Raw genomic sequence first — 23,008 nt, 5'->3', positions numbered from 1 at the left:
CCTGAGACATGAACGCTGCCCCCGCGTCACAAGCCACCTTGCACTATGGTGACGGTGAATTCGCAGTCCTGAATGGCGGAACATTCGTGCGCTGTGCGGTGACGGGTCAGGCTATTGCGCTTCCGGCGCTACGCTATTGGTCCGCGGCCCGTCAGGAAGCCTATGTCGGCCCGCTCGAGTTCTTGAAAGCGACCGGTGCGGATACAGCGGCGATCCAGCCTTCTGCATGAGTCCGCTCGGTACCCTCCATCTCCTGCTCGTCGACGACAACGCCAACATGCGTTCGATCGTGGCTGCTATGCTGAAATCCATCGGCATTGGCCGCCTCAGTGAAGCGGAGGACGGCACTCAGGCCCTGGAGATCCTGCGCGAACAGGCCATCGATATTGCCATCGTCGATTTTCGAATGCAGCCGATGGACGGCGTGCAGTTCACACGATCCATCCGTTGGGACGAGGACAGCCCCAACCCCTATTTGCCCATTGTGATGATGACGGGCCATTCCGAACTGTTCCGCGTGACGGACGCGCGCGATGCGGGCGTCAACGAGTTCGTGGCCAAGCCGGTTATGATCCAGGCGCTGATGAAACGGCTGGAAGCCATCATCCTGAGACCGCGTCCGTTTGTGCGTTCCGACGACTTCTTCGGGCCGGATCGCCGCCGGACCCACCGACTGGACCACGACGGCCCGTTCCGCCGCGCAACGGACATCCAGCGCAGCTAGATCAAGCCTGCTCGCGGGCTTTCAGCGCGTCATATACCTTTTGGGGCCAACGTTTGTGGACCCAGAACCAGTCTTCCGGTTTTTCGCGCACACGGTCTTCGACAAAGCGGTTAGCAGCCTGAATGCCGGCCAGAATGTCGGCGTTCTTGTCGCCCGTATCGGGGATTTCAATCGCCTCGTGCACGGTTACGCGGAAGTTTGCACCCTTCAGGCGCACCACCGACAGCGGGACCATCACCGTGCCGAACTTAGCTGCCAGACGCGCAGCACCGGGCGAAGCGTTAACAGGCTGGCCGAAGAACTCGACCTCGGGGCCTTCGTTGTATTTCTGGTCGACCAGCAGGGCGATCGAGTCGCCGTTCTTCATACCCTTCACCAGCTCGCGCGTGCCGTCCCCCTTGGGCGCAAATAGGCGGATGCCATAGCGGGCCCGCGCGGCGCGCATCTGCTCTTCGACATAAGGGTTATTGGCCGGACGATAGGTGATCTGGCACGGCACGCCCGCGTGCAGGATCAGAGCCGACATCACTTCAAAGCTGGCGATATGGCCTGAGATAAACACGACCGGCTTGCCGCTGTCGCGCACGGCATGCAAGCGCTCCATACCCACAACCTGAACGCGGCCACTCTCGGGCGTCAGGCGGTCCATGATTGCCAGTTCGGCAAAGGTGCGGCCGGTGCGCTCCCATTGCTCATAGGCAATCTGCTTACGCCACTCGTCCGTCTTTTCAGGGAAGGCGATCTTCAGATTCCGCAGAACCGTCTTGTGGGTACCGGTAATCGGCCCCAGCGTGCGCAACACCGCGCCGCCAAAGGCGGACGCGGCATCAACGCCGATCAGACGCAGTCCACCGAACAGGCCCCGAAACGCCAGCGACTCCAGTCGCCAGCTCAAGTCCTGTCCGAAGGACACCTTACGCTTATTCTCACCAGGCAATCGTCATTCCGCCATCAACCACAAGCGTCTGTCCTGTGACATAGGACGACGCGGGGCTGCACAGATAAACTGCCGAGCCAGCAATTTCATCCGGCAATCCGATCCTTTTCAAAGGTGCCGGGTCGGTGACCGTCTTCAGAATCTCGGGCGTTTCCCACAGATAGCGGGCGAAATCGGTCTTGATCAGCCCCGGCGCGATGCAGTTCACGCGCACATTATGGGGGCCGTATTCGACTGCTAGGTTGCGTACCAACTGCATGTCGGCGGCCTTGGAGATATTGTAGGCACCGATGACGGCGTTGCCGCGCAGGCCGCCAATCGACGAGATCACCAGAATGGCACCGTCGTTTCGCGCCACCATCTCGGGCGCGACCATCTGGATCAGCCAGTGATTCGAAACGACGTTGTTCTGGAGGATCTTGTTGAACTGCTCGTCGGCGATACCCGACATGGGACCCGCATAGGGGTTGGTTGCAGCATTGCAGACCAGAATATCGATCTGGCCCCACGTCGCGCGGGTATCATCGACCAGACGCTGGAGATCTTCCTTCGACGCGATATTGGCCGGAATGGCGATGGCACGCGTATCGCCGTGTTTATCGTTGATAGCATTGGCCACCTGCTCGCAGGGTTCTGCCTTGCGAGATGAAATGACGACCTTTGCGCCATGGTCCGCCAACCGTTCTGCAATCGCCTTGCCAATCCCCTTGGACGAGCCGGTAACAACAGCGACCTTGCCGGTTAAATCGAACAGTTCCATTCAGTTTTCTCCCCTTACGGCTTCGCTTGATTGTTAGGTTCGTTGCGAGATGTTAAGCCGTAACCTCGCTACCTTGTTAGCACGCTCAATCCACTAGGAAAGTCATCGCAGCCTCTATGCAAAAGATCACCGGCGGATTGTTGTTCTTTGGCTGCCTTTTCCTGTCGCTGGCGGTGGGGGCAACCTTGTGGCGCGCCGGATGGGGTGCAGGGGCCGGTGTCGCCGGTGCCATCGGCACTCTAGGCCTGCTGGGTGCCACCTGCGCGCTGGCCGCCAGTGTCAATGACAAGCGCCAACTGCGTCGCGAACTGGCCAAGGTCAAAGAGGCCCACCGTCTGCTCGCCGATGCCATGGAATCCACCCAGGGCGCGCTGACCCAACTGGCTCAGGCTATCGAGAGCGGCCCCCTGTCGCGCACCGATGCGCTGACGGGCGAGGTGCGCATGCTGGAAGACATGGTCCAGCAGATGAACGCCTCCATCGAAGAGCGTCTGGCCAATCCCGCCGTGCCCGATCTTCGCGCCACCAACGGCAAGGTGAACGGCAACGGCGCACCTGCCACCGTGCATGATGCCCTCGCCGAGGGTCGCGTCGACCTCTACCTGCAACCCATCGTCACCCTGCCCCAGCGCCGCACCGTCTATTACGAGGCCTTCACCCGCCTACGCGACGCCTCGGGCCACAGCATGACGCCCGCGGAATATATGTCGATTGCCGAGGAAGAAGGGCTGGTCCCTGCCATCGACAACCTGCTGCTGTTCCGTTGTGCGCAGATCGTTCGCCGACTGGGTCGTCAGGATCGCAAGGTCGGCGTGTTCTGCAACATCTCGATGGCGTCCTTGGGCGACGAGACCTTCTTCCCCCAGTTTCTGGATTTTCTTGGCCAGAACCGCGACCTGAAGGATGCCCTGATCTTTGAACTGGGTCAGGCCGTGTTTGAGGCCCGCGGAGCTACTGAAGCCCGCAACATGGCCAAGCTGGCCGACCTCGGCTTCCGCTTCTCCATCGACAAGGTGCAGACGCTGGACCTCGACTTCGCCGACCTGCAACGTTCGGACGTGCGCTTCCTCAAGATTTCCGCCGACCTGATGATCGAGCAACTGCTCGAAATGGACGGTGCTGTCCCGCTGCCGAGCAAGCCCGACATTCAGGCCGCCGACTTCGCCCCGCTGGTCCGCCGTTACGGCCTCGAACTGATCGCGGAAATGGTCGAGACCGAGCGTCAGGTGGTCGACATCCTCGACCTCGATGTCCCGCTGGGTCAGGGCCATTTGTTCGGCGAGCCGCGCGCCATCAAGGAAACGGTTCTGGCCGAGACGGATCCCCCGTCCGAGTTCGTGCGCTCGACCTTGCACTCTGTCGAGCGTCGCCTGCGCCACTGAGTGGTAATGTTGGCTCGCAATCGGAAGCGCACATTGCTACATCGCTGCGCATGACCCTTCCTGTTGTGCTGAACCACCTGTCGGCAGTCGCCGATGATTACGACGTCCTGTTGTGCGATGTCTGGGGCGTAATCCACAACGGCCGCGAAAGCTGGCCTGCAGCGTGTGACGCACTGACCCGCTTTAACGAGAAGGGCGGCCATGTGGTGCTGATCTCCAACTCGCCGCGTCCGTCCAGCGATGTCATTTCGCAGCTGGATGGTCTGGATGTACCACGCAGCAGCTGGAAGCGTTTCGTCACCTCGGGCGATGCGACCCGCGCCGAACTGGCCAAACGCGCGCCTCAAGCAGCGCTGGCCATCGGTCCAGACCGCGACGCTACCACCTATGAAGGTACCGGCCTGCAGCTGGTCGACACTGTGGAGGGTGCGGACTTCGTCTCCGTCACCGGCCTGGTCGACGATGCTACCGAGACGCCGGAAAGCTACCGCGCGATTCTGAGCGAGGCTGCGGACAAGGACCTGGACCTGATCTGCGCCAACCCCGATCGCGTGGTCCAAAAGGGCGACAACCTGATCTACTGCGCCGGTGCGCTGGCCGATCTTTATGAAGAGCTTGGCGGCAAGGTCATCATGGCCGGCAAGCCGTATGCCCCCATCTATGATCTGGCTTTGATCGAGGCCGAAGCTCTCATGGGACGCCCCGTCGACCGCAGCCGCGTACTTTGCATTGGCGATGGCGTGATCACCGACGTAGTTGGTGCCCAATCCCAAAATCTGGACTGCCTGTTTATTGCTCAAGGTATTCATGGCGATAAGGCCAAGGGCGAAGATGGTTCCCTGAACCCGTCGGGTGCAGGCGATCTGCTGAAGGCGGAAAATACAACCGCCCGTTACGCCGCGCTCGACCTGGCGTGGTAAGCCCGCAACAAGTCTCGCCATTTAAGTTCACCTGACGTAAAGCAGCGCTCATGAGCAACCTGGTCCAAGGCCACCCTTCTGGCGGCTATATTCTCGAAGAGCTTCACGTCGGTATGTCCGCCGAGAAGATCGTACCCGTCAGCGAAGAGCGCATCCAAATGTTTGCGGATGCTTCGGACGACTATAATCCGGTGCATCTGGACGAGGCCTATGCCTCCAAGACGGCCTATCGCGGCCGTATTGCCCATGGTCTGCTGAGCGCATCGTTCGGCTCGGCCGTCGTGGGTACGGTTCTGCCGGGTGCGGGCTCGATCTACATCTCGCAATCGCTCGCCTTCCACTATCCGGTCCGCATCGGCGACACTGTGCGCATTCTCATCAGCGTGGTCGGCGTGGATCAGGAATCGGCCCGCGTAGAGTTGAACTGTGAAGGCTATGTCGGCGACAAGCTGATCATGGACGGCATCGCCGTCGTGCGCGTTCCGCGCCGCCGCAAGCCTTCCGCCCGCTAAGGTTCACTGGCCGTGGCGATTGAAGTCATCCGCGACTGGCGCGGCCTTTCGGCATCCCAAAAGGGTGCCGCCGTGGCCGTAGGAGCCTTCGATGGTGTGCATCGCGGCCATCAGGCCGTAATCGCTTCGGCCCGCAAGGCTGCCGATGAACTGGCCGTGCCCTTGGGCGTGGTCAGCTTCCATCCCCACCCGCGCCGCTTGTTCCAACCGGACGTCGCGCCCTTTGGCCTGATGACACCGGAACAGATGGCGCGGGCCCTTGATGTTCTGGGTGTGGATCGGCTGTACCTTCTGCCCTTCGATCGCGAAATGGCCTCTCTGACCGACGAAGCCTTTGCCCGCGAAGTGCTCAGCGAGGGTCTGGGCATCAAACATGCTGCGGTCGGTTTTGACTTTACCTTCGGCAAGGGTCGCTCCGGCTCGCCTGACCTTCTGACGCAATATGGTCAGAGGCTCGGCTTCTCGGTTTCCGTCACCGAGCGCAAGGACGACGCAGACGGTCTGAAACTGTCCTCCTCGGCCGTCCGCGAAGCCTTGAAAGCCGGCGACATGACCCGCGCCACCGCTATTCTCGGTCGCCCCTTCGCCATCGAAGGCACCGTCATCCACGGTGACAAGCGGGGCCGCACCATTGGCATCCCGACCGCCAACATTGCCATGCCGGCCTATATGCGTCCGGCTTACGGCGTTTACGCCACCCGAACACGCCTCCCCGACGGGCGCGTGGTCAACGGCGTGGCGAACCTCGGCATCCGTCCGATGTACGAGATCGAAGACCCGCTGTTGGAGGTCTGGCTGTTCGACTTCGACGAGAGCCTATACGACCAGACGGTCGAAACCGAACTGGTCGCCTTCCTGCGCGGCGAGATGAAGTTTGACGGCCTCGACGCGCTCAAGGTCCAGATCGACGAAGACGCCCGTCAGGCCCGCGCCATCCTCGGCTGATCAGCCCTGCGCGTTCAGCGCCGCTTGGCGGATCAGGCCCACCATATTGTTCAGACCATTGGCGCGTTGAACCGTCAGCGCTGATGGCAAGCCCAGTCGCTCCAGCGCGGCCTTGGCATCAAAGCCCAGAATTTCTTGGGGTGTGCGGCCAGAATACAGGCGCAGCAGCAAAGCTATATTGCCTTTCGACAGAGCACTGTCGGAGTCGGCATCAAAGAATAGGCGATCACCGTCTTGGCGCGTATTTAGCCACACCTGCGCTGCACAGCCGGGCACCTTGTTCGCGTCGATACGCGCCGCATCCGGCAACGGCGCCAGCGTCTTGCCCAGTTCGATCACATATTCGATCCGACCCTCCCAATCCCCGAGCAGATCGAAATCCTCAATCAGTTCGGCCAGTACATTTTGGATTGGTTCGGGGGTCGCGTCAGTCATGGCGGTCTCCATACCCCCATGCACCCAGCCTTAACAACGCCCGAATGCGCAGGTCTCTTCACCACCTAAGCGAGCACGTTTGGGAAGCGCGCTGCTGGGCGCTATCCTAGAGGGATGATTCTGTGACCACCACGCGCTGTGGTCACATCTGACAGGACCCGAAACCGCACCTTGAACGCTCCCTTCACCCCGCCTTCTGCTGCGACGCTGGTCCTGCCCGATCCGGCCCAGGCGCGTCGCCGCGCGATTTGGCATCTGTTGTGGGGCATCAGTCTTCTGGCACTGACGGTGATGGCGCTGTTTTCGGGCGCCGATGTCCTGACCTTGCTGGCGCTCATGGTTGTTGCCCTGCCGGCAGTCGGTGTCTTTGCGATCCAGCCCCTACCACAGTCGCCGTCTCCGTGGCCCCAACCGGTGCTGCCCACGCCCGTTTGGGCTGTAGTCCCGTGGCTGGTCTGTCCTGTTGTGGCCATGGCCATCACGGGAGGCTTCCAAGGCCCGCTTTCCCCGTTCGTTTTCGTCCCCGTGCTGGGAGGTCTGGCGCTCCGCTCGCCCGGAGACGAGCGCCCGCTGGTCTGGGGCTTGGGCGCAGCGGCACTGGCCGCATTTGCCGGAGCTATCGCTGCCCCCCTGCTCCCAAGGCTGAGCGATAATGCCTTGCTGACATCGGGGCTGGGGCTCGTGGTCCTGCTGTTCGGCTTGGTGGCCGCTCTGAATACGCGTCACACCGGAACCGTGGTGCCTCTTACTATGGCGCGTATGGAGTCCGCCCTGACCGATCAACCTGGCCTGACGCTGGTTCTGGCCCCGAACGGTCGTGCCTTGGCGGCCTATGGTGCCGCGCCTCCGGCTATGGATGTGGATGCCCTGTTCTCCGAGTACGACGGCGAAGGCGGTTTGATCGAAGCCATCCACCCGCCCGATCGCCCCGCTGTGCGCGCTGCCTTGTCCCGCGCTCAGGCCGGACAGCCCGCGCAGGTCCGCTTTACCCCGCGCGCCGCACTGGACCGCCGAGTATTACTGGTCGTGCGCCGCATGCAGGGTAACAGCCGCCGCATCGCCGCCCTGATGCTGGACGCCACCCTCCAGCACGCCCGGGAGAGCGAGCTTGATCAGGCCCGCGCCGAAGCCGAGGCGCAGGTCTTGGCCCGTTCACGCTTCATCGCCCACCTCAGCCACGAACTGCGCACGCCGCTGAACGCCGTGCTGGGTTTCTCGGAAATGATGAAGAGCCAGTTGGTGGGCCCGCTGTCGGATCGTTACATCGACTATGCCAGCTCCATCCACACGGCGGGCAGCCACCTGCTGGACGTGATCGGCAACGTGCTGGACGTGTCGCGCATTGATGCCGACCGCTACGAGCTACATCGCGAGGATATTGACGCGCGCGATCTGGCCGATGCGGCCATGGCGCTGGTGCGGGTTCAGGCCGATGAAAAAGCCATCGACCTCAGCGCGGACCTCCCGGACGAAACGCTGTTGGTTCACGTGGACCGCCGCGCCTTTAAACAGATCCTCGTCAACCTGCTCAGCAATGCGGTGAAGTTCACGCCCGCCAACGGCCAGATCGAACTGGCCGCTCGCCGTGAAGACAATGCCATGGTTCTGACGGTGAAGGACAACGGCATCGGTATCGCGCCCGAAGACCTTGCTCGCCTTGGTCGCCCGTTCGAACAAGCCGGCGACGCCAAGCAAAAAGCCCAAGGCACGGGCCTTGGGCTGTCGCTGGCGCGGTCCCTTGCAGAACTGCACGATGGCACTCTGACGCTGGAAAGCACACTGGGCGAAGGCACCACCGCCACCCTGCGCATTCCCGCTTTCTAAGTCCTAGTCGCGAGCGACCTGAAAACCTGCAAACGACTGTTTTACAGGCATCAGCTCGATAGAGTTGATGTTCAGGTGCGCAGGCAGGTTCGCCACCCAGAACAGGGTCTCGGCGATGTCTTCTGCGGTCATCGGATCAACGCCCGCATACAGCGTATCGGACGCGGCCTGATCACCGCCAGTACGTACCAGCGTGAACTCCGTCTCGGCCATACCCGGCTCGATCGACGTCACGCGCACGCCCGTACCGTGCAGGTCCGAACGCAGGCCAAGCGAGAACTGGCGCACGAAGGCTTTGGTTCCGCCGTAGGCATTGCCACCGCGATACGGATAGTTGGCGGCCACCGACGAAATGTTGATGATCGCCCCCTTACGCTCGATCAGGCGCGCCAGCATCCGGTGCGTGATCGTCATCAGGCCGGTGATGTTGGTATCGACCATCTGCTGCCACTGCGCCAGATCGGCTTCCTGAGCCGGACCCGTACCCAGCGCCAGGCCGGCATTGTTAATCAGCAGGTCAATCTGCTGGAACGCTTCGGGAAGGTTGGCCAGCGCCGCATCAATCGCCGCTGCATCGCGAATATCAAAGGCGCACGGATGAACCACATCCGCGCCCAGTTCCGACACCAGCGCGTCCAGTCGCTCTGCGCGACGGCCCGTGGCGATGATCTTCCAGCCATCGGCGGCAAAACGACGGGCGGCAGCGAGGCCGAAGCCCGCGGTTGCGCCGGTAATCAGAACTGTACGGCTCATGCCGTTTCCCCTTCTTCCTTGGCTTTCAGCGCGGCCTGACGGGCCTTTTCGCGTTCCTCGGCGGCGCGGATGCGGGCCTGCTCGGCGGCACGAACGGCGTCTGTGCCGATGTGGGCGCTACCGCGCTGCTTGGCCAGCTCGATCTGGCGCTGACGCTCGGCGTAGGCTGCGCGACGTTCCTCGTCACGCTCGTCCCAGCAGTGGTCGCAGGAAATGCCTTCGACGTATTTGGCCGACTTCTGGCCCTCGGGGCTAACGGGCATACGGCAGGCGCGGCACAGGGTGTGCTCGCCAACCTTCAGGCCGTGGCCCACCGAAACCCGCTCATCAAAGACGAAGCATTCGCCCTTCCAAAGGCTCTCCGGCTCGGGGATTTCCTCGAGATATTTCAGGATGCCGCCCTCAAGGTGGTGCACTTCCTGAATACCCTCGGACTTCAGATAGGCCGTCGACTTCTCGCAGCGGATACCGCCGGTGCAGAACATGGCCACTTTGGTCGGCTTGTCACGTGTGACCAGCGCGCGACCTTCCTTCTCGAACCATTCGGCGAACTCGCGGAAGGTCTTGGTGTTCGGTTGAATGGCGTTCTTGAAGGTGCCGATCTCGAACTCGTAGTCGTTACGGGTATCGATGATGACCGTATCGGGATCAGAAATCAGCGCGTTCCAGTCCTGCGGCTTCACATAGGTGCCGACGCCGTTGACCGGATCGAGATTGGGCAGGCCCATGGTCACGATCTCTTTCTTGATCCGCACCTTCATGCGGTAGAAAGGCATTTCGTGAGCGCCGGAGTATTTCAACTCCAGTCGGTCAAAGCCCGGTTCGGCATAGATGCCGTCGACAACGTGTTTGATCGCATCATGCGGTCCGGCAATCGTGCCGTTGATGCCTTCGTGGGCCACTAAAAGCGTGCCGCGCACCTCGTCGCCGCACAGGGCAATCAGTCGTTCGCGCAGGGCATCGGTATCAGCCACCGGCGCGAAACGGTACAGCGCGGCAACCAGAACGGGATAATCTTGGAAGGAGGTATCTGTCACGCGGCCTCTATAAGCGTTTTGGGCATTAAAACCCATACTGTCTGACACCGAAGCTTGCCTTAGACGTTAGGCCGGTGTGGACTGTGATCGCGCCGATGCGCAGACGTCCGCGCAGCGTCTTTTTCCGATAGGTGCCTTTCAGTTGACAGTGGCTAAGTCGTCCCCGCTCGAACCGCTTAAGCATCCGCTGTTCCGGGCCATCTGGATCACCAGCTTGATCACCAATTTCGGCGGTCTGATCCAGTCGGTGGGCGCGTCCTGGATGATGACCTCCATCTCCACCACCCAGATGACCGCTCTGGTACAGGCTTCGGTCAGCCTGCCAATCATGCTGCTGTCGCTGACGGCGGGGGCGCTGGCCGACACCATGGACCGCCGCAAGATCATGCTGGTGGCCCAAACCTTCATGGTGCTGATCTCGGCCTGTCTGGCGGTTCTGGCATGGATGGGTTTGCTGACCCCGTGGATCTTGCTCAGCTTTACCTTCCTGATCGGATGCGGCGTCGCCTTTAACGGCCCCGCTTGGCAGGCATCGGTCGGCGATATCGTTCCGCGCGAAGATCTGGCCTCGGCGGTCACTTTGAACTCCATGGGCTTCAATCTGGCACGAAGCCTTGGTCCTGCACTGGGCGGTGTGGTTGTCGCGGTCGCGGGTGCAGCGGCGGCGTTTGCCGTGAACGCGGTGTCCTATATCGGCCTTCTGTTGGTGCTGTTCCGGTGGAAGCCGAACCGCCCCCAACACACACTGCCGCGCGAAGGCTTGCTGACGGCCATGGGCGGCGGCCTGCGCTATGCCATCCTGTCGCCGCGCATCGTTGCGGTGCTGGTGCGTGCGCTGATCTTCGGTATCGGGGCCAGTGGCCTGCAAGCCCTGATGCCAGTCATCGCGCGTCACGAAGTCGGCGGGGGCCCGCTGATTTACGGTATTCTGCTGGGATCGTTCGGTGTCGGTGCCGTGGGCGGAGCGCTGTTCATTTCCGAACTGCGTGCCCGTTTCAAAACCGAAACCATCGTTAGGTTCTGGACCCTCACGTTTGCCGTCGCCGGGATTTGCGTCGGGTTTGCGCCGACCATTTACCTGACTGTGCCCGCCTTGATGCTGGGCGGTGCGGCTTGGGTCACGGTCCTGTCGACCTTCAACGTCACCGTCCAGATGTCTGCACCGCGGTGGGTCGTGGCGCGCGCGCTGGCGCTGTATCAGATGTGCGCCTTTGGCGGCATGGCGGCGGGTTCGTGGCTGTGGGGCTCTCTGGCCCAGAACTACAGCATTACCTTGGCGCTATGCATTTCAGCGGGTGTGCTGGTCTTGTGCACGGCCATCGGGCTGCGTGCCCCGCTGGCTAACGGTGAAGACCTGAACCTCGCCCCGCTGGACCGCTGGCGCGAGCCGTCCACCGAACTGCACATCGAGCCGCGAAGTGGCCCGATCATCATCTCGATCACCTATCGCATAGATGACGAGGATGTGCCCGAACTGTTGCGGTTGATGGAAGAGCGCCGCCGTATCCGGCGTCGTGACGGCGCGCACCAATGGCGACTGATGCGCGATCTGGCTGACCCCAATCTTTGGACCGAGAAATATCAGGTCGCTACCTGGCTTGACTACATTCGCCACAACCAGCGGATGACCCACGAGGACTCCCGCATTGGCGAAGACATCCGTGCTCTTCACAAAGGCGATCAACCACCGTCTGTGCACCGGATGATCCAGCGCGCGACCGGCAGCGTGTCCCCGCACCTGCATACCGAGCGCAACTTTGGCGAACCGCTTACCGATCCGACACGGGCGTCCTAAGCCGCAAATAGAGCAAGGGCCGCATCTGTTACGATACGGCCCCTGTGGAATATGGGTGCGACTGGACTTCTCTAGAAAAGTCCAAACAAGAAATGCACGCCCAAGGCGACGAACAGAAGTAGCGCGAAGCCCATCAATAACCCGAAGGCCGGATGCATCGGTTTTGAAACACGCGCCGACCGCTCGTAAGCGAGCGCGCGCGGCTTACCCGGGTGAACCAGAGCCATGACGTTTCCTTTCCCTTTGCGGCGGTGGCCGTCGTGGGACACCGTCTCGCTAGGAAAGCGTCCACCAAAGACCATGCGTTGCATAGGGCCTTTCACACCATCGTGAACGGTGACTTTTCGGGGCTTTTCGGCTAACCCCGCCGGTCAAAGGATTTTCCATGTCAAAACTGACTATTGCCGACGAGGCTGGCCGCCGCCGGACTTTCGCCATCATCGCCCACCCGGACGCCGGTAAGACGACCCTGACCGAGCATATCCTGCTGGCCGGTGGCGCGCTGCGCGCTGCTGGGGCCGTGAAGGCGCGCGGTGAAAACCGCCGTGCCCGCTCGGACTGGATGAAGATCGAAAAGGAACGCGGCATCTCCGTCACCGCCTCGGTGATGACCTTCGAGCACGAAGGCAAGATGTTCAACCTGCTCGATACTCCGGGCCACGAAGACTTCTCGGAAGACACCTACCGCACCCTGACGGCTGCCGACTGCGCCATCATGGTGCTGGATGCCGCCAAAGGTATCGAGCCGCAGACGCTGAAGCTGTTCGAGGTTTGCCGCCTTCGCGACATTCCGATCATCACCTTCATCAACAAGCTGGACCGCGAGTCTCAGGACCCGATGGCCCTGCTGGACGAAATCGCCAGCCGCCTGCAACTGGACCCTGCCCCGATCTGGTGGCCCGCCGGTTCGGGCAACCGTCTGCGCGGTCTGGTCGAAGTCGGCACCGGCCGCTTCCAGCCCTATGCCAAGAAGACGGCTGGCTCGAACGAAGATGCCGAGCATCCGGACGCCCTGCCACTGACCGAGGCCGCCCAGTATTTCGAAGCTGGCGAGCACGAAGAAACCGCCGAGGCGTTGGAATTGGTCGAAGCCGGTTACCCAACCTTCGACCGCCAGTCTTTCCTTGAAGGCCACATGACCCCGATCCTGTGGGGCTCGGCGCTTCGCCACTTCGGTATCGAAGACCTGCTGCGCGCCATCGGCGAGTGGGCCCCTGCGCCCAAGGTCATGCCCGCCCGCAAGGAAGCGCCGCCGGAAACCCGCAACGCCCCTGCACCAGAGGCCATCGAGGTCGATCCGGGCCAGACCGAAGTCACCGGCTTCGTCTTCAAGGTTCAGGCCAACATGGACCCGAACCACCGCGACCGTATCGCCATGTTCCGCATGGCCTCCGGCTCGTTCAAGCGCGGCATGAAGCTGAAGGTGCAGAACACCGGCAAGCAGTTGTCGGTCAACGCGCCGATGATGTTCTTCGCCTCGGACCGTGAGCTGGCGGAAGAAGCCTATGCGGGCGACGTGATCGGTATTCCGAACCACGGCGTGCTGCGCGTAGGTGACAGCCTGTCCGAAAGCGGCCTCGTGCGCTTTGCAGGCCTGCCGAACTTCGCGCCGGAAATCCTGCAACGCGTACGTGTGAAAGACCCGCTGAAGGCCAAACACCTGAAGAAGGCGCTGGAAGGTCTGGCCGAAGAAGGCGTGACCCAGCTGTTCCGTCCGGAAATCGGCGCAGACTTCATCGTGGGTGCCGTGGGGCAACTGCAGTTCGAAGTCATGGCCGACCGTTTGGGTGCCGAATACAACCTCGACGTTCTGTTCGAGCCGTCGCCTTATGCCGAAGCCCGCTGGGTTGTCGGTGAAAAGGCCGACCTTGAGGACTTCGCCTCGAAATATCGCCCGCAGATGGCGACCGACATTGACCAGAACCCGGTCTTCCTCGCCAAGTCGTCGTGGGAAACCGGTTACGTGGGGGAGCGCTTCCCCAAGGTGGCCTTCTCCAAGACGCTGGAACGCGGTTGATCGCATCAGGGGAGGCTCCGGCCTCCCCTTTTTCGTGTCCCAAACAATAGACGCCCGAAAATCGGCGGCACTGTCATCTGGATAAGGTAGAACAGAGGAATGTTGTTCGACCTGCCCAGTGATGACGCCCTCTACGACGCCCTCGTCGCGCGTGATGACCGCTATGATGGGCGGGTGTTTGTGTGCGTTCATTCGACCGGCATCTTCTGTCGCCTGACCTGTCCGGCAAGGAAACCACTGCGCGAGAACTGCACCTTCAGGGAAACCGTGGGCGAATGTATCGAGGCGGGGTTTCGCGCTTGCAAACGCTGCCATCCGGTACAGGCGTCAGCCCAGAACGAACCGGTCATCACTGCCCTGTTGGAACAACTGGATGCCGAGCCGCACCGCCGCTGGTCCGAGCCGGACATCGCCCGCATGGGATACGATCTGTCCACGGTGCGCCGCGCCTTTAAACGCCACTTCGGCATGACGTTTCTGGAAATGGCCCGCCAGCGCCGCCTGCGCGAAGGCTTCGAGACACTGGCCTTGGGAGGATCGGTTTTGACTGCACAACTGGATGCCAGCTTTGAGTCTTCTTCCGCCTTCCGTGCGGCCTTTGCCAAGCTGATGGGATGCGCGCCCGCAGACCTGAAAACAGACGGCCACATGCGGGCGACGTGGATACCCACGGCCCTTGGCGATATGATCGCCGTCAGCAGCGCCACCCATTTGCACCTGCTGGAGTTCGTGGACCGCAAGGGTCTGCCCGCAGAGCTGAAGAAGCTGCAAGCCGCCACACCGGGTGGCCTTGGTATCGGTCGCTTTGCCCCTGCAGAACAAGCCGAGGCAGAACTGGCCGACTATTTCACCGCCCGCTCTGCCCGTTTCGAGACGCCCTTGGCCATGCACGGCACCGACTTCTACAAGCGCGTCTGGCAGGCTCTGCAGAGCATCCCCGCTGGAGAGACACGCTCCTATGGCGAGATCGCTCGCCAGATCGGACAGCCAACCGCCGTGCGCGCCGTCGCCCGCGCCAATGGCTCAAACCAGATCGCGCTGATGATCCCCTGCCACCGCGTGATCGGCGCGGACGGCTCGTTGACGGGTTATGCGGGCGGGCTATGGCGCAAGCAGCGGCTGATCGAGATCGAGCGAGCGCTCCGCCAACAGGCAGCCTAGGCCTTCGGCATCCACCACTTCTGGAAATAAGGCAAGAAGAACTGCACCAGCGGACCGATGCTGAGGGCAAACACCACGGTGCCGACGCCCACAACGCCGCCCAGCAGCCAGCCAATCGCCAGAACGACCAACTCTACCAGCATGCGCGAAACGCGGATGGACCAACCAAACTTGCGGTTCAGCCCCACCATCAACCCGTCACGCGGTCCTGTGCCCATGCCCGCGCCGATATAGGCGGCCGAGCCGACACCCGTCAGCACGACGCCGATCAGCAAGGCTGAAACCCGCAGCGGCCATCCGTCAAACTCCGGGATGAGCCACAGGAACAGGTCCAGTGTCAGACCGATCACCAGAATGTTCATAATAGTACCGACACCGGGCTTTTGGCGCAGCGGTATCCAAAGCAGCATCACTACCACGCCGGACAGGATGCTGAGCACGCCAAGGCTTAAGCCGGTCAGACCTGCCAAACCCTGATGGAACACATTCCAGGGATCCAACCCCAGATGCGCCCGCACCATAAGCGCGGCCCCAAGGCCGAACAGCGACAAGCCTGCCAATAACTGGATAAATCGACGCACCCACATAACCCCGTCATGCCCGATCCAACTCTCCGACGCGAGGGATAATCGCCGCTGAACAGCGCAGACGCCATTGCCTATGGAACGCTTTGCGCACCCTACGGCTACGCGCACGATGAAGGTGGCGTGGGGCTTCTATACTCCCGCGCGGACGAGAGCGGAGCGCAAAAGAGCTTCACCAACTGACTGGTTAGGCAGCCACAAAGCATGGAAGTGCCGCAAAGCCGTGCATAATGCGTAGTGTTGCGGGGTTTTCTACGTCCTGTAGAAGTGATTACCTACCCTCGCGGAAGCACAGCTTCCATTTGGAGAGTTCATGTTGAGTGTTGCCTTGGCGATGTCGGTGCTTCTGGCATTCAGCCAGTCCGCGCCTGCTGCGACGGCTGCGCGCCCGCTGGTGGTTTCCTACGCGGACGCGGTCGCGTGCGCAGGGGTGACACAGGCCGGCTCCGAATTGGAAGGCAATGAGAGTGCGCGCGGCAGGCTACTGTTTGACGCCGCGCTTTATTGGTCCCTGGCCACAATCCAGATGGGCCAAGCCTCCGGCCGTCCCACAACCTTGACCGAGCGCGATCTGTCCAGCGCACGAATTCGCGCGGTGCGCGAACTTAGCCGGGGCGTTCCCACTACCGTCGAGAAACTGGAAAGGTGCGTGAAATCCGCGCCTTCCCTAGGGTAATAAAAAATCAACGATATTTCACTTCGAACCAACGTCGTGGCGCTGCGTTTGCTTGGCAACAGGAGGGATCAATCCGTGATCCCAAACCGGGACAAGCGGACCCATGTTCGAGTTTGGAAGAGATCTGAGACGCCTTTTCGAGAAGGCCCGCGATAGCCAGGATCTGGGCTGGTTGGAGCTGGTCGGATTGAACCTAGTCGAGATCGAAGCCCGCAACCAATCCATCGACGCGGGTCGCGTGTCCTGCCCCCGTCCCTATGAGGGATGGATGCGCGCAGCCGCTCTCTGGCGCGAACATGCCCGCCGCTCCGGCTCCTCGGAAAGCCTTCAGCGTGCCGAACAAGCCGGACGCGATGCCAGCCGTGCCGCGCTGAACGAGGACCAAACCATTCGCGCCGCCGTCGACGTCGGCCACACGGCCATGTTGGCCTTTGACCTGTTCGGTATCCCGCGTCGTCTTGATGGCTTGCTGACCAGCCTCGATGGCCTGCCTGCCGCGCGCCGCTCCGAGACCCAGGCCGAGGTGGAAGCCCTGCGCGCCCGATTGAATGCCCGCAAGGCCCGCGTCGCCTATGATGCAGACAAGATGGCCGATGCCGCCAACCAACTGGCCGAAGCCATGCTGGGCCTGAAACCGGACGATTCAGCTATAGGCGAGGACCTGCAACTGGATCGCGCCGCCTTGTCGCTGGAGGCGGGCCTTCTGACCCGCAACGCCAAGCTGCTGGATCGTGCAGGCCGCGAACTACGCGAACTTGTGGAGGGTGCCCTGCCCGACGAGCGACCCGTCAGCCGCGCCCGCGCTTTGGCTCTGTGCGGAACGGGTATGGCTGCTCTGGCCGCCATCGCCAATGACGCCGGTGCCCGTCAACAAGCGCGTGCTCTGTTCGATGCGGCAGCCGACCAGTTCTCGCCCGATCACAGCCCGATGGACTGGGCCGCGATCCAACTGCTGAAGGCCGAACGTGCAGAGGGGAGCCCCGAGGCGCTGGAACAGGCCCACAAGCTGACTGACAAGCCCGGCCTTATCATCGGGGCCATGATCCGCGAGCGCCTCTATGCGCACACCATCAGTGAAGCGGACGAAACGGGTGATTTCACCGCGATCACCAAGGTTGAAGTCGTACTTCGTCACCGCCTCGCCCGTCCGATGGACGAGACCACGGCCATTGATTGGGCCAGCGACCAGATCTCTATGGCGCGGGTGGCGATGAGCTTGTCCAAACGCTTGTCTTACCCGCTGCAGGATCTGGGTATGGCGCTTTATGAAGCTGCGGACGCGGCCACGATGTCGGGCGTACCTTGGATGGCCGTCAGGGCAAAAGACCTGATGCTCTTGGCCAAAACGGCATGATTTCGGGATAAACGCGCCGGTCACCTTGACCCGGCCACATTGGACACCTAGCTGACCAAGCACGTCTTATAGGTGCCTCAAGTGACCGACCAATCTGCTGATCCCGTCCACGCCTTCATCGAAAACGCCGTTAAAGATCACGACGTCGTCCTGTTCATGAAGGGCACGCCGGATTCGCCGCGCTGCGGCTTCTCGGGCCTCGCTGTCCAGCTTCTGGACCACGTCGGTGTCGCCTTCGTTGGCGTCGACGTGCTTCAGTCCGAGCAACTGCGCGACGGCATCAAAGCATATTCGGACTGGCCGACCATCCCGCAGCTCTACGTTAAGGGCGAATTCGTCGGTGGTTCGGACATCATGCGTGAAATGTTCAACGCCGGTGAGCTTCAGGCTCTGATGGCCGAAAAGGGCATCGGCCCGGCCGAAGACTAACCAGCGGGGGCTGATTGATGGCGAGGGTTGTTCTCGAACCGCGCGAAGACCGCGAGATCTTCATCGTGCCTCTGGATATTAAGCCGGAGCACATCGACGAGAACGGCCACGTCAACAATGTGGTCTATGTGGGCTGGTTGCAGGATGTCGGCACCGCCCACTGGAACGCCCGCTTCGACGAGGCGACCCGCACGAAATATTCGTGGGTCGCCCTTCGTCACGAGATTGATTACTTCCGCGGCATCATGCCCGATGCGACGGGCATCAAGGCCCGTACATGGGTTGGCGACCCGCAAGGCCCGCGTTTTAACCGCTATGTCCGGATCGAGGACGCAGACGGCAAGGTCTGCGCTCAGGGCGTATCGGAATGGTGCCTTGTCGAAGCCAGCACCCTTCGCCCCCAACGCATCCCTGCCGACATGTTAGGCCCGTTCTCGGCCTAACCCCTGCCCTAGAGGCTTAACGGGTTCATCACGCGAACCTGTTTGCCGGCCGGCAGTTCCAAGACCTGATAGCTCCAATAGATCGGCACATCGCCCAGCGGCCCTTCGCAGCGCGCGTCTTTGTGCTGGGAGATGGTCACCTGGGCCACGTCGGATACATCGCGCACGACCACTTCAAAGTCCGCGCGCTGGGTGCAGTTGGTAATGATCGTAGCATGCAGCTTCTGGCCATCCGCCGAGACGCTGCGGACATACGGCCCCATCGGCGCGCCGCGAGATACCTTCACCGACGAGCCTTCGCCATCGGCGATAATCACGCAACCCGACAGTCCGACACAGGCCAAGGCGGCAAGCAAAGCACGCGTCATTGGCTGGCCTCCATCGGGCGCTGATCGTGAACGACACGGTCGCCGCCGGCGATAATGATGCAGCCCGACAGCAAGGTAGCGACCACCGCCAGTCCGCCGAGCGTAGCGAAACGCGATTTCATAGTATGTCCCCATACAAAGCTTTGTCTGACGAACAATGTGTCAGCGAAGCCAGACGGTTACCCGTGAATAATCGGTTAGATTTGGGCGCGCGCTGACTAGGGCTGACCCGCTACTATGGTGTCCGAGCGCAGCGGGTTATTCACCATCAGCAGGGTACCGGACGGCAGGCCCAGTTCCTCGAACGTCCATTGCAGCTCCAGCCCTTCACGCTCGGGTGCGGAGCAGGTGTCCATCTGGGTCCGGCGAACGGTCAGGACAGCTTGACCGACGCCCCGGCTCAGGTGCGGAATTAGATCCGACTTGCTGGTACAGCCGTTGGAGCCCACGCGGATCACAGCCACATTCCCTGCCACAGCAGCAGCATAGATTGGCTCGACCCGCCCCGGCTCGTTCAGAGCCACTGCAGAGGTCACGACAGGGGCGCAGGCAGCCGACAACACAGCCAGAGAGACTGTTGTCAGACCAGAGCGGATAAGTGACCGGATCATTTCCCCTCCCTACACCCCATCGAATCTTCGGCCTTATTGCTCCAATTTGGCCCAAAAGTGAACGCCGTTCTCCATTAAACCTTCGCAATAAAAAAAGGCCCCGCCAAAGCGAGGCCTTTTCCTGTACCGATCTTTGCCCGCCGAGGCGGACAAGGGCCGAATATTACGAGGAGTAGTATTCGACGATCAGGTTCGGTTCCATCTTAACCGGGTACGGAACGTCAGCCAGTTCCGGGATACGCACGTAGCGTACCGAGAAACCGCGATCGCCCAGTTCCAGGTAATCCGGAATGTCGCGTTCGCCCGACTGCTGGGCTTCAAGCACCAGAGCCATGTTGCGCGACTTTTCTTTGACTTCGATGACTTGGCCCGGCTTGACGCGGTACGAACCGATGTCAACCTTCTTGCCGTCAACGGTCACGTGGCCGTGCGAGACGAACTGACGGGCAGCCCAAACGGTCGGCACGAACTTGGCGCGGTAGACGATAGCGTCCAGACGCGATTCCAGCAGGCCGATCAGGTTTTCCGAGGTGTTGCCCTTGCGACGGTCAGCTTCGGCGTAGATCGACGAGAATTGCTTCTCGGTGATGTTGCCGTAGTAGCCCTTGAGCTTTTGCTTGGCCTTCAGTTGCAGACCGAAGTCCGAAACCTTCGACTTACGACGCTGACCGTGTTGGCCCGGGCCGTACGAACGCTTGTTGACCGGCGACTTGGCGCGGCCCCACAGGTTTTCACCCATGGCGCGGTCGATTTTGTACTTGGCGCTATGACGCTTGGACATAGTCTACTCTCTTATATGACGCGGCCCGGTCCCTCCCCGATTGGAGGCACTATCTCAACGGCGGTTCACGCATCGTCCGTGTTTAAACGCACCTCGGGCGCAAACCCGTGGTGTGAAGGGCGCGCTTATGGCCTTGATGCCCGTCAGAGTCAATCTTTACGGGCGTTTGGCCTATCCGTGTACGGTCGTTACGCAACGGCCAGCGCGGCCTCTTGCGTCGCCAGCGGCAAGGCCTGACGTGTCGGACGGCCCAGCAGGAAGCCCTGAACCTCGTCGCACCCTTGCTCGCGCAGGAAGGCCAACTGGTCGAGTGTCTCGACGACCTCTGCCAGAACGGGGATGTTCAGGCTTTCGCCAATGGTCAGAACCGCCCGGATGATGGCGCGGGACTGGGGACTGCCTTCCAGTTCGCTCATGAAGGCCCGATCCAGCTTGATCTTGTCGAACGGGAAGGCCCGCAAGGTCGACAGCGACGAATAGCCGGTGCCGAAGTCGTCCATTGCGATGCTGATCCCCAGCGCCTTGAGCTGGCGCAGAATGTGGGTAGATAGCGCCATATCCGAGATCATGGCCGTCTCGGTAATCTCGAGCTCCAGTCGCGCGGGTGGCAATCCGGTATCCAGCAGGATCTGGTGCACCAGCTTGGGCAGGTCTGTATGTCCCAGCTGTACCGGCGAGAGGTTTACCGCGAGACGATACGGCTTGTCCCATTGCATGGCTTCCTCGCACGCGCGGCGCAGCACCCACTCCCCGATCGGAAGGATCAAGCCGGTATCCTCGGCTACGGGTATGAACTCGTCCGGGGAGATGAAGCTGCCATCATCCTGCGGCCAGCGCAGGAGGGCCTCATAGCCCTTGATCTCACCGTCAATGACGCACACCTGCGGCTGGTAGAATATCTGGAAGCGATCCTGCTCCAGTGCCTTGCGCAGGCCCTCGGTAACGCGGCGACGGTGGCGCACCGCCTCATCCATCGCCTTCTCGTAGAAGCAGACCTTGTCCGACACCGAGGCCTTGGCGCGGTACATGGCCAGATCGGCATTGTTGATCAAGATCGAAGTATCGGCACCGTCTTCCGGCCACAGCGCAACGCCGATTGATGCACCGCAACCGATATTAGTGTGTTCGCCGTCCATGGGCTGGATGATCGCCTCGCGAAGGCGTGCAGCGGCCACGGCAGCTTGCTCGCGACGGCCGGCGAGCGGATTCAGCGCCACCAGTGCCACGAACTCGTCCCCGCCCAGACGCGCGATAAACTCGCCTTCGCGCCCGGCGGCTCGAAGGTTCTCGGCGATATGGACCAACAACTGGTCGCCCACGGCATGGCCGTACAGGTCGTTGATATCCTTGAAGCGGTCCAGATCGATGGCCAGCAGGGCGAAGCCACCGCCACCGCCCATCAAATGGGTCATTCGCGTCATCTTCTCGAGGAAGGAAGCGCGGTTGGGCATGCCGGTCAGGCTGTCGTTGCGAGCCAGGAAGGCGATGCGGCGTTCCTGCTCCTGACGGCGACGAAGATCGCGCACAGCAAACAGGCGGACGGCGGCACCGCTTTCACTTTGTTCGTTACGCACAGCCACCTCGACAGGGATCAGTTCCTGATCGTCCGTCAGAAGCTGGGTCTGCACCACCGTCTGGCCGGTCATCACATTGGCGTCCTCGATCCAGCGGGCAATCGGGGCTCCGGTCAGGTCGGCGCTCTCCAGCTTGCACAGGTCAAGGAAGGCCTCGTTGACCATGACGATGCGGCCAGCGATCTCGACGACCATGCCGTCAGCGGTCCCGTCGATCAGAGCCTTCAAACGACGTCGTTCGCGCCTCTGGAACTGTTCCTGAAGGGCATAGGTCGCCAGTGCCGATCCCAGCAGCAGCAAGCCCACGCCAGCGACGCCAAAGGCAAGCAGATTGCTGTTCACGCCATGGGACTGGCCAAAACCGTCCATAGGCAGGACTGTAATGGCCGCCATGCCCGTGAAGTGCAGGGACACGATCGCCAGCACCAGTGCGGCACTGGACGTCACCTTATGCGCAGGCAATTGGCCTGCCGCCGCCAGCCAAAAGGCCAGAACGCCGAAGCCTACCGCCAGCACGACCGAGGCAACGACATAGACGGGATCGAACAGGACAAACGCCTTGTTCTCCAATCCCGCCATGCCGAGATAGTGCATACCGGTGACGGTCAGTCCGAACAGGGCACCGCCTATGAGCTTGGCCGCCAGTCCGCGGCTGGATCCGACGCCCAGCGCAAGCGCACAGCCCGCCAGGGCCACGACCAGCGAGCCAGCCGTCATAAACGGCTCGTAGGACGTAGCCATCGAAGGGGTCCACGCCAGCATGGCAATGAAGTGGGTGCACCAGATGGTTGCGCCGCCCGCGCCTGCGCCCGTCACCAGCCAGGTGGCACGCATAAGGCCGCGGCAGCCTCGCATCTTGCGATACAGCTGCATGGTGATGCCCGAGCCGGTCACACAGACCAAAGCCGCCAAGGCCACCAGCAACAGGTTGTGGTCGTCGACCACGCAATTCAGTACGCGCATACTACGCCCCAACGTTGAGGGTT

25 protein-coding genes and 1 pseudogene are annotated in these 23,008 nt (G+C 61.8%); 14 read left to right on the top strand and 12 right to left on the bottom strand.

The window, feature by feature from the left end:
* The first annotated feature begins 8 nt into the window (after window positions 1-8).
* Window positions 9-230, top strand: a complete 222-nt coding sequence (locus LOX95_RS13340; protein ID WP_242915428.1) for a DUF2093 domain-containing protein — start codon at window positions 9-11, stop codon at window positions 228-230.
* Window positions 227-724 carry a response regulator gene (locus LOX95_RS13335; protein WP_242915427.1) on the top strand — a complete coding sequence of 166 codons (498 nt, stop codon included), beginning with the start codon at window positions 227-229 and terminating at the stop codon, window positions 722-724. The genes LOX95_RS13340 and LOX95_RS13335 overlap by 4 nt, the downstream gene beginning before the upstream one ends.
* 1 nt (window position 725) lies before the next feature.
* On the opposite strand, the gene LOX95_RS13330 is transcribed toward LOX95_RS13335, so the two are convergent.
* Together LOX95_RS13330 and LOX95_RS13325 are read right to left on the bottom strand one after the other, a co-directional pair.
* The gene (locus tag LOX95_RS13330; RefSeq protein WP_242915425.1) at window positions 726-1,661 is read right to left on the bottom strand and encodes a lysophospholipid acyltransferase family protein; all 936 of its coding nucleotides are present in this window, start codon (window positions 1,659-1,661) and stop codon (window positions 726-728) included.
* Window positions 1,651-2,421, bottom strand: a complete 771-nt coding sequence (locus LOX95_RS13325) for an SDR family NAD(P)-dependent oxidoreductase (RefSeq protein ID WP_242915423.1) — start codon at window positions 2,419-2,421, stop codon at window positions 1,651-1,653. The genes LOX95_RS13330 and LOX95_RS13325 overlap by 11 nt, the downstream gene beginning before the upstream one ends.
* A 116-nt stretch (window positions 2,422-2,537) precedes the next feature.
* On the opposite strand from LOX95_RS13325, the gene tipF reads away from it, so the two are divergent.
* From tipF to LOX95_RS13305, 4 genes are read left to right on the top strand one after another with little or no spacing between them, the layout of a single operon-like run.
* Window positions 2,538-3,803, top strand: coding sequence for a flagella assembly cyclic-di-GMP phosphodiesterase TipF (gene tipF, locus LOX95_RS13320; RefSeq protein WP_242915421.1), 1,266 nt, complete (start codon window positions 2,538-2,540; stop codon window positions 3,801-3,803).
* A 50-nt stretch (window positions 3,804-3,853) separates the two neighbouring features.
* A complete protein-coding gene (locus LOX95_RS13315; RefSeq protein ID WP_242915419.1) occupies window positions 3,854-4,723 on the top strand; it encodes a TIGR01459 family HAD-type hydrolase in 870 nt (289 codons plus the stop codon).
* Between the two features lie 50 nt (window positions 4,724-4,773).
* Entirely contained in the window at window positions 4,774-5,235 is a 462-nt protein-coding gene (locus LOX95_RS13310; protein ID WP_242915417.1) for a MaoC family dehydratase, read from the top strand.
* Between the two features lie 12 nt (window positions 5,236-5,247).
* On the top strand, window positions 5,248-6,180 hold the full coding sequence (locus LOX95_RS13305) for a bifunctional riboflavin kinase/FAD synthetase (RefSeq protein ID WP_242915415.1): 933 nt from the start codon (window positions 5,248-5,250) through the stop codon (window positions 6,178-6,180).
* On the opposite strand, the gene LOX95_RS13300 is transcribed toward LOX95_RS13305, so the two are convergent.
* Complete coding sequence (locus tag LOX95_RS13300; protein ID WP_242915413.1) at window positions 6,181-6,615, bottom strand: SufE family protein; 435 nt, start codon at window positions 6,613-6,615, stop codon at window positions 6,181-6,183. It lies immediately after the preceding gene.
* Window positions 6,616-6,786: 171 nt separating this feature from the next.
* Between LOX95_RS13300 and LOX95_RS13295 the strand changes: the two genes are divergently transcribed.
* Window positions 6,787-8,439: a sensor histidine kinase gene (locus LOX95_RS13295; protein WP_242915411.1), complete on the top strand. Its 1,653-nt coding sequence runs from the start codon at window positions 6,787-6,789 to the stop codon at window positions 8,437-8,439.
* Window positions 8,440-8,442: 3 nt separating this feature from the next.
* Here LOX95_RS13295 and LOX95_RS13290 read toward each other — a convergent pair whose 3' ends face one another.
* Window positions 8,443-9,192, bottom strand: a complete 750-nt coding sequence (locus LOX95_RS13290) for an SDR family NAD(P)-dependent oxidoreductase (protein ID WP_242915409.1) — start codon at window positions 9,190-9,192, stop codon at window positions 8,443-8,445.
* Between the two features lie 104 nt (window positions 9,193-9,296).
* Window positions 9,297-10,229, bottom strand: a pseudogene (trhO, locus tag LOX95_RS13285) (oxygen-dependent tRNA uridine(34) hydroxylase TrhO); the annotation flags it as partial.
* A 148-nt stretch (window positions 10,230-10,377) separates the two neighbouring features.
* Between trhO and LOX95_RS13280 the strand changes: the two are divergent.
* On the top strand, window positions 10,378-12,024 hold the full coding sequence (locus LOX95_RS13280; RefSeq protein WP_242915407.1) for an MFS transporter: 1,647 nt from the start codon (window positions 10,378-10,380) through the stop codon (window positions 12,022-12,024).
* Between the two features lie 71 nt (window positions 12,025-12,095).
* Here LOX95_RS13280 and LOX95_RS13275 read toward each other — a convergent pair whose 3' ends face one another.
* Window positions 12,096-12,335 carry a hypothetical protein gene (locus tag LOX95_RS13275; protein ID WP_242915405.1) on the bottom strand — a complete coding sequence of 80 codons (240 nt, stop codon included), beginning with the start codon at window positions 12,333-12,335 and terminating at the stop codon, window positions 12,096-12,098.
* 74 nt (window positions 12,336-12,409) lie between these two features.
* On the opposite strand from LOX95_RS13275, the gene LOX95_RS13270 reads away from it, so the two are divergent.
* On the top strand, window positions 12,410-14,041 hold the full coding sequence (locus LOX95_RS13270; protein WP_242915403.1) for a peptide chain release factor 3: 1,632 nt from the start codon (window positions 12,410-12,412) through the stop codon (window positions 14,039-14,041).
* Window positions 14,042-14,140: 99 nt separating this feature from the next.
* Window positions 14,141-15,202 carry a bifunctional transcriptional activator/DNA repair enzyme AdaA gene (locus LOX95_RS14245; protein WP_282452793.1) on the top strand — a complete coding sequence of 354 codons (1,062 nt, stop codon included), beginning with the start codon at window positions 14,141-14,143 and terminating at the stop codon, window positions 15,200-15,202.
* On the opposite strand, the gene yczE is transcribed toward LOX95_RS14245, so the two are convergent.
* Window positions 15,199-15,789, bottom strand: a complete 591-nt coding sequence (gene yczE, locus LOX95_RS13255; protein ID WP_242915402.1) for a membrane protein YczE — start codon at window positions 15,787-15,789, stop codon at window positions 15,199-15,201. The two genes, LOX95_RS14245 and yczE, sit on opposite strands and share 4 nt — an antisense overlap.
* A 310-nt stretch (window positions 15,790-16,099) precedes the next feature.
* Between yczE and LOX95_RS13250 the strand changes: the two genes are divergently transcribed.
* The 4 genes from LOX95_RS13250 (at window position 16,100) to LOX95_RS13235 (ending at window position 18,688) form a co-directional block, all read left to right on the top strand.
* The gene (locus LOX95_RS13250) at window positions 16,100-16,462 is read left to right on the top strand and encodes a hypothetical protein (RefSeq protein ID WP_242915401.1); all 363 of its coding nucleotides are present in this window, start codon (window positions 16,100-16,102) and stop codon (window positions 16,460-16,462) included.
* A 103-nt stretch (window positions 16,463-16,565) separates the two neighbouring features.
* Window positions 16,566-17,816 carry a hypothetical protein gene (locus LOX95_RS13245; RefSeq protein WP_242915399.1) on the top strand — a complete coding sequence of 417 codons (1,251 nt, stop codon included), beginning with the start codon at window positions 16,566-16,568 and terminating at the stop codon, window positions 17,814-17,816.
* 81 nt (window positions 17,817-17,897) lie between these two features.
* Window positions 17,898-18,245, top strand: coding sequence for a Grx4 family monothiol glutaredoxin (grxD, locus tag LOX95_RS13240; RefSeq protein ID WP_242915397.1), 348 nt, complete (start codon window positions 17,898-17,900; stop codon window positions 18,243-18,245).
* A gap of 17 nt (window positions 18,246-18,262) precedes the next feature.
* A complete protein-coding gene (locus tag LOX95_RS13235; protein ID WP_242915395.1) occupies window positions 18,263-18,688 on the top strand; it encodes an acyl-CoA thioesterase in 426 nt (141 codons plus the stop codon).
* An 8-nt stretch (window positions 18,689-18,696) separates the two neighbouring features.
* Here LOX95_RS13235 and LOX95_RS13230 read toward each other — a convergent pair whose 3' ends face one another.
* The 5 genes from LOX95_RS13230 to LOX95_RS13215 form a co-directional block, all read right to left on the bottom strand.
* Window positions 18,697-19,056 carry a hypothetical protein gene (locus LOX95_RS13230; protein WP_242915393.1) on the bottom strand — a complete coding sequence of 120 codons (360 nt, stop codon included), beginning with the start codon at window positions 19,054-19,056 and terminating at the stop codon, window positions 18,697-18,699.
* On the bottom strand, window positions 19,053-19,178 hold the full coding sequence (locus tag LOX95_RS14240; RefSeq protein ID WP_282452792.1) for a hypothetical protein: 126 nt from the start codon (window positions 19,176-19,178) through the stop codon (window positions 19,053-19,055). Before LOX95_RS14240 ends, LOX95_RS13230 begins: the two co-directional genes overlap by 4 nt.
* A 96-nt stretch (window positions 19,179-19,274) precedes the next feature.
* Window positions 19,275-19,667, bottom strand: coding sequence for a hypothetical protein (locus tag LOX95_RS13225; protein WP_242915391.1), 393 nt, complete (start codon window positions 19,665-19,667; stop codon window positions 19,275-19,277).
* Between the two features lie 163 nt (window positions 19,668-19,830).
* A complete protein-coding gene (gene rpsD, locus LOX95_RS13220) occupies window positions 19,831-20,448 on the bottom strand; it encodes a 30S ribosomal protein S4 (RefSeq protein WP_242915389.1) in 618 nt (205 codons plus the stop codon).
* Window positions 20,449-20,636: 188 nt separating this feature from the next.
* Complete coding sequence (locus tag LOX95_RS13215; RefSeq protein ID WP_242915387.1) at window positions 20,637-22,985, bottom strand: EAL domain-containing protein; 2,349 nt, start codon at window positions 22,983-22,985, stop codon at window positions 20,637-20,639.
* Window positions 22,986-23,008: the final 23 nt, after the last annotated feature.

The organism is Brevundimonas pishanensis (genome assembly GCF_022750635.1).
Taxonomy (GTDB): Bacteria; Pseudomonadota; Alphaproteobacteria; order Caulobacterales; family Caulobacteraceae; genus Brevundimonas; species Brevundimonas pishanensis.
This window is presented reverse-complemented; position numbering and strand designations above follow the sequence as displayed.

What these genes read in the sequence shown, in the direction of transcription:
- LOX95_RS13340 (WP_242915428.1), top strand. Translation starts at nt 9, where the DNA reads ATGAACGCTGCCCCCGCGTCACAAGCCACCTTGCACTATGGTGACGGT.
- LOX95_RS13335 (WP_242915427.1), top strand. Translation starts at nt 227, where the DNA reads ATGAGTCCGCTCGGTACCCTCCATCTCCTGCTCGTCGACGACAACGCC.
- LOX95_RS13325 (WP_242915423.1), bottom strand. Translation starts at nt 2,421, where the DNA reads ATGGAACTGTTCGATTTAACCGGCAAGGTCGCTGTTGTTACCGGCTCG.
- tipF (WP_242915421.1), top strand. Translation starts at nt 2,538, where the DNA reads ATGCAAAAGATCACCGGCGGATTGTTGTTCTTTGGCTGCCTTTTCCTG.
- LOX95_RS13315 (WP_242915419.1), top strand. Translation starts at nt 3,854, where the DNA reads ATGACCCTTCCTGTTGTGCTGAACCACCTGTCGGCAGTCGCCGATGAT.
- LOX95_RS13310 (WP_242915417.1), top strand. Translation starts at nt 4,774, where the DNA reads ATGAGCAACCTGGTCCAAGGCCACCCTTCTGGCGGCTATATTCTCGAA.
- LOX95_RS13300 (WP_242915413.1), bottom strand. Translation starts at nt 6,615, where the DNA reads ATGACTGACGCGACCCCCGAACCAATCCAAAATGTACTGGCCGAACTG.
- LOX95_RS13290 (WP_242915409.1), bottom strand. Translation starts at nt 9,192, where the DNA reads ATGAGCCGTACAGTTCTGATTACCGGCGCAACCGCGGGCTTCGGCCTC.
- LOX95_RS13275 (WP_242915405.1), bottom strand. Translation starts at nt 12,335, where the DNA reads ATGCAACGCATGGTCTTTGGTGGACGCTTTCCTAGCGAGACGGTGTCC.
- LOX95_RS13270 (WP_242915403.1), top strand. Translation starts at nt 12,410, where the DNA reads ATGTCAAAACTGACTATTGCCGACGAGGCTGGCCGCCGCCGGACTTTC.
- LOX95_RS14245 (WP_282452793.1), top strand. Translation starts at nt 14,141, where the DNA reads ATGTTGTTCGACCTGCCCAGTGATGACGCCCTCTACGACGCCCTCGTC.
- yczE (WP_242915402.1), bottom strand. Translation starts at nt 15,789, where the DNA reads ATGTGGGTGCGTCGATTTATCCAGTTATTGGCAGGCTTGTCGCTGTTC.
- LOX95_RS13250 (WP_242915401.1), top strand. Translation starts at nt 16,100, where the DNA reads ATGTTGAGTGTTGCCTTGGCGATGTCGGTGCTTCTGGCATTCAGCCAG.
- LOX95_RS13245 (WP_242915399.1), top strand. Translation starts at nt 16,566, where the DNA reads ATGTTCGAGTTTGGAAGAGATCTGAGACGCCTTTTCGAGAAGGCCCGC.
- LOX95_RS13235 (WP_242915395.1), top strand. Translation starts at nt 18,263, where the DNA reads ATGGCGAGGGTTGTTCTCGAACCGCGCGAAGACCGCGAGATCTTCATC.
- LOX95_RS13230 (WP_242915393.1), bottom strand. Translation starts at nt 19,056, where the DNA reads ATGACGCGTGCTTTGCTTGCCGCCTTGGCCTGTGTCGGACTGTCGGGT.
- LOX95_RS14240 (WP_282452792.1), bottom strand. Translation starts at nt 19,178, where the DNA reads ATGAAATCGCGTTTCGCTACGCTCGGCGGACTGGCGGTGGTCGCTACC.
- LOX95_RS13225 (WP_242915391.1), bottom strand. Translation starts at nt 19,667, where the DNA reads ATGATCCGGTCACTTATCCGCTCTGGTCTGACAACAGTCTCTCTGGCT.
- rpsD (WP_242915389.1), bottom strand. Translation starts at nt 20,448, where the DNA reads ATGTCCAAGCGTCATAGCGCCAAGTACAAAATCGACCGCGCCATGGGT.
- LOX95_RS13215 (WP_242915387.1), bottom strand. Translation starts at nt 22,985, where the DNA reads ATGCGCGTACTGAATTGCGTGGTCGACGACCACAACCTGTTGCTGGTG.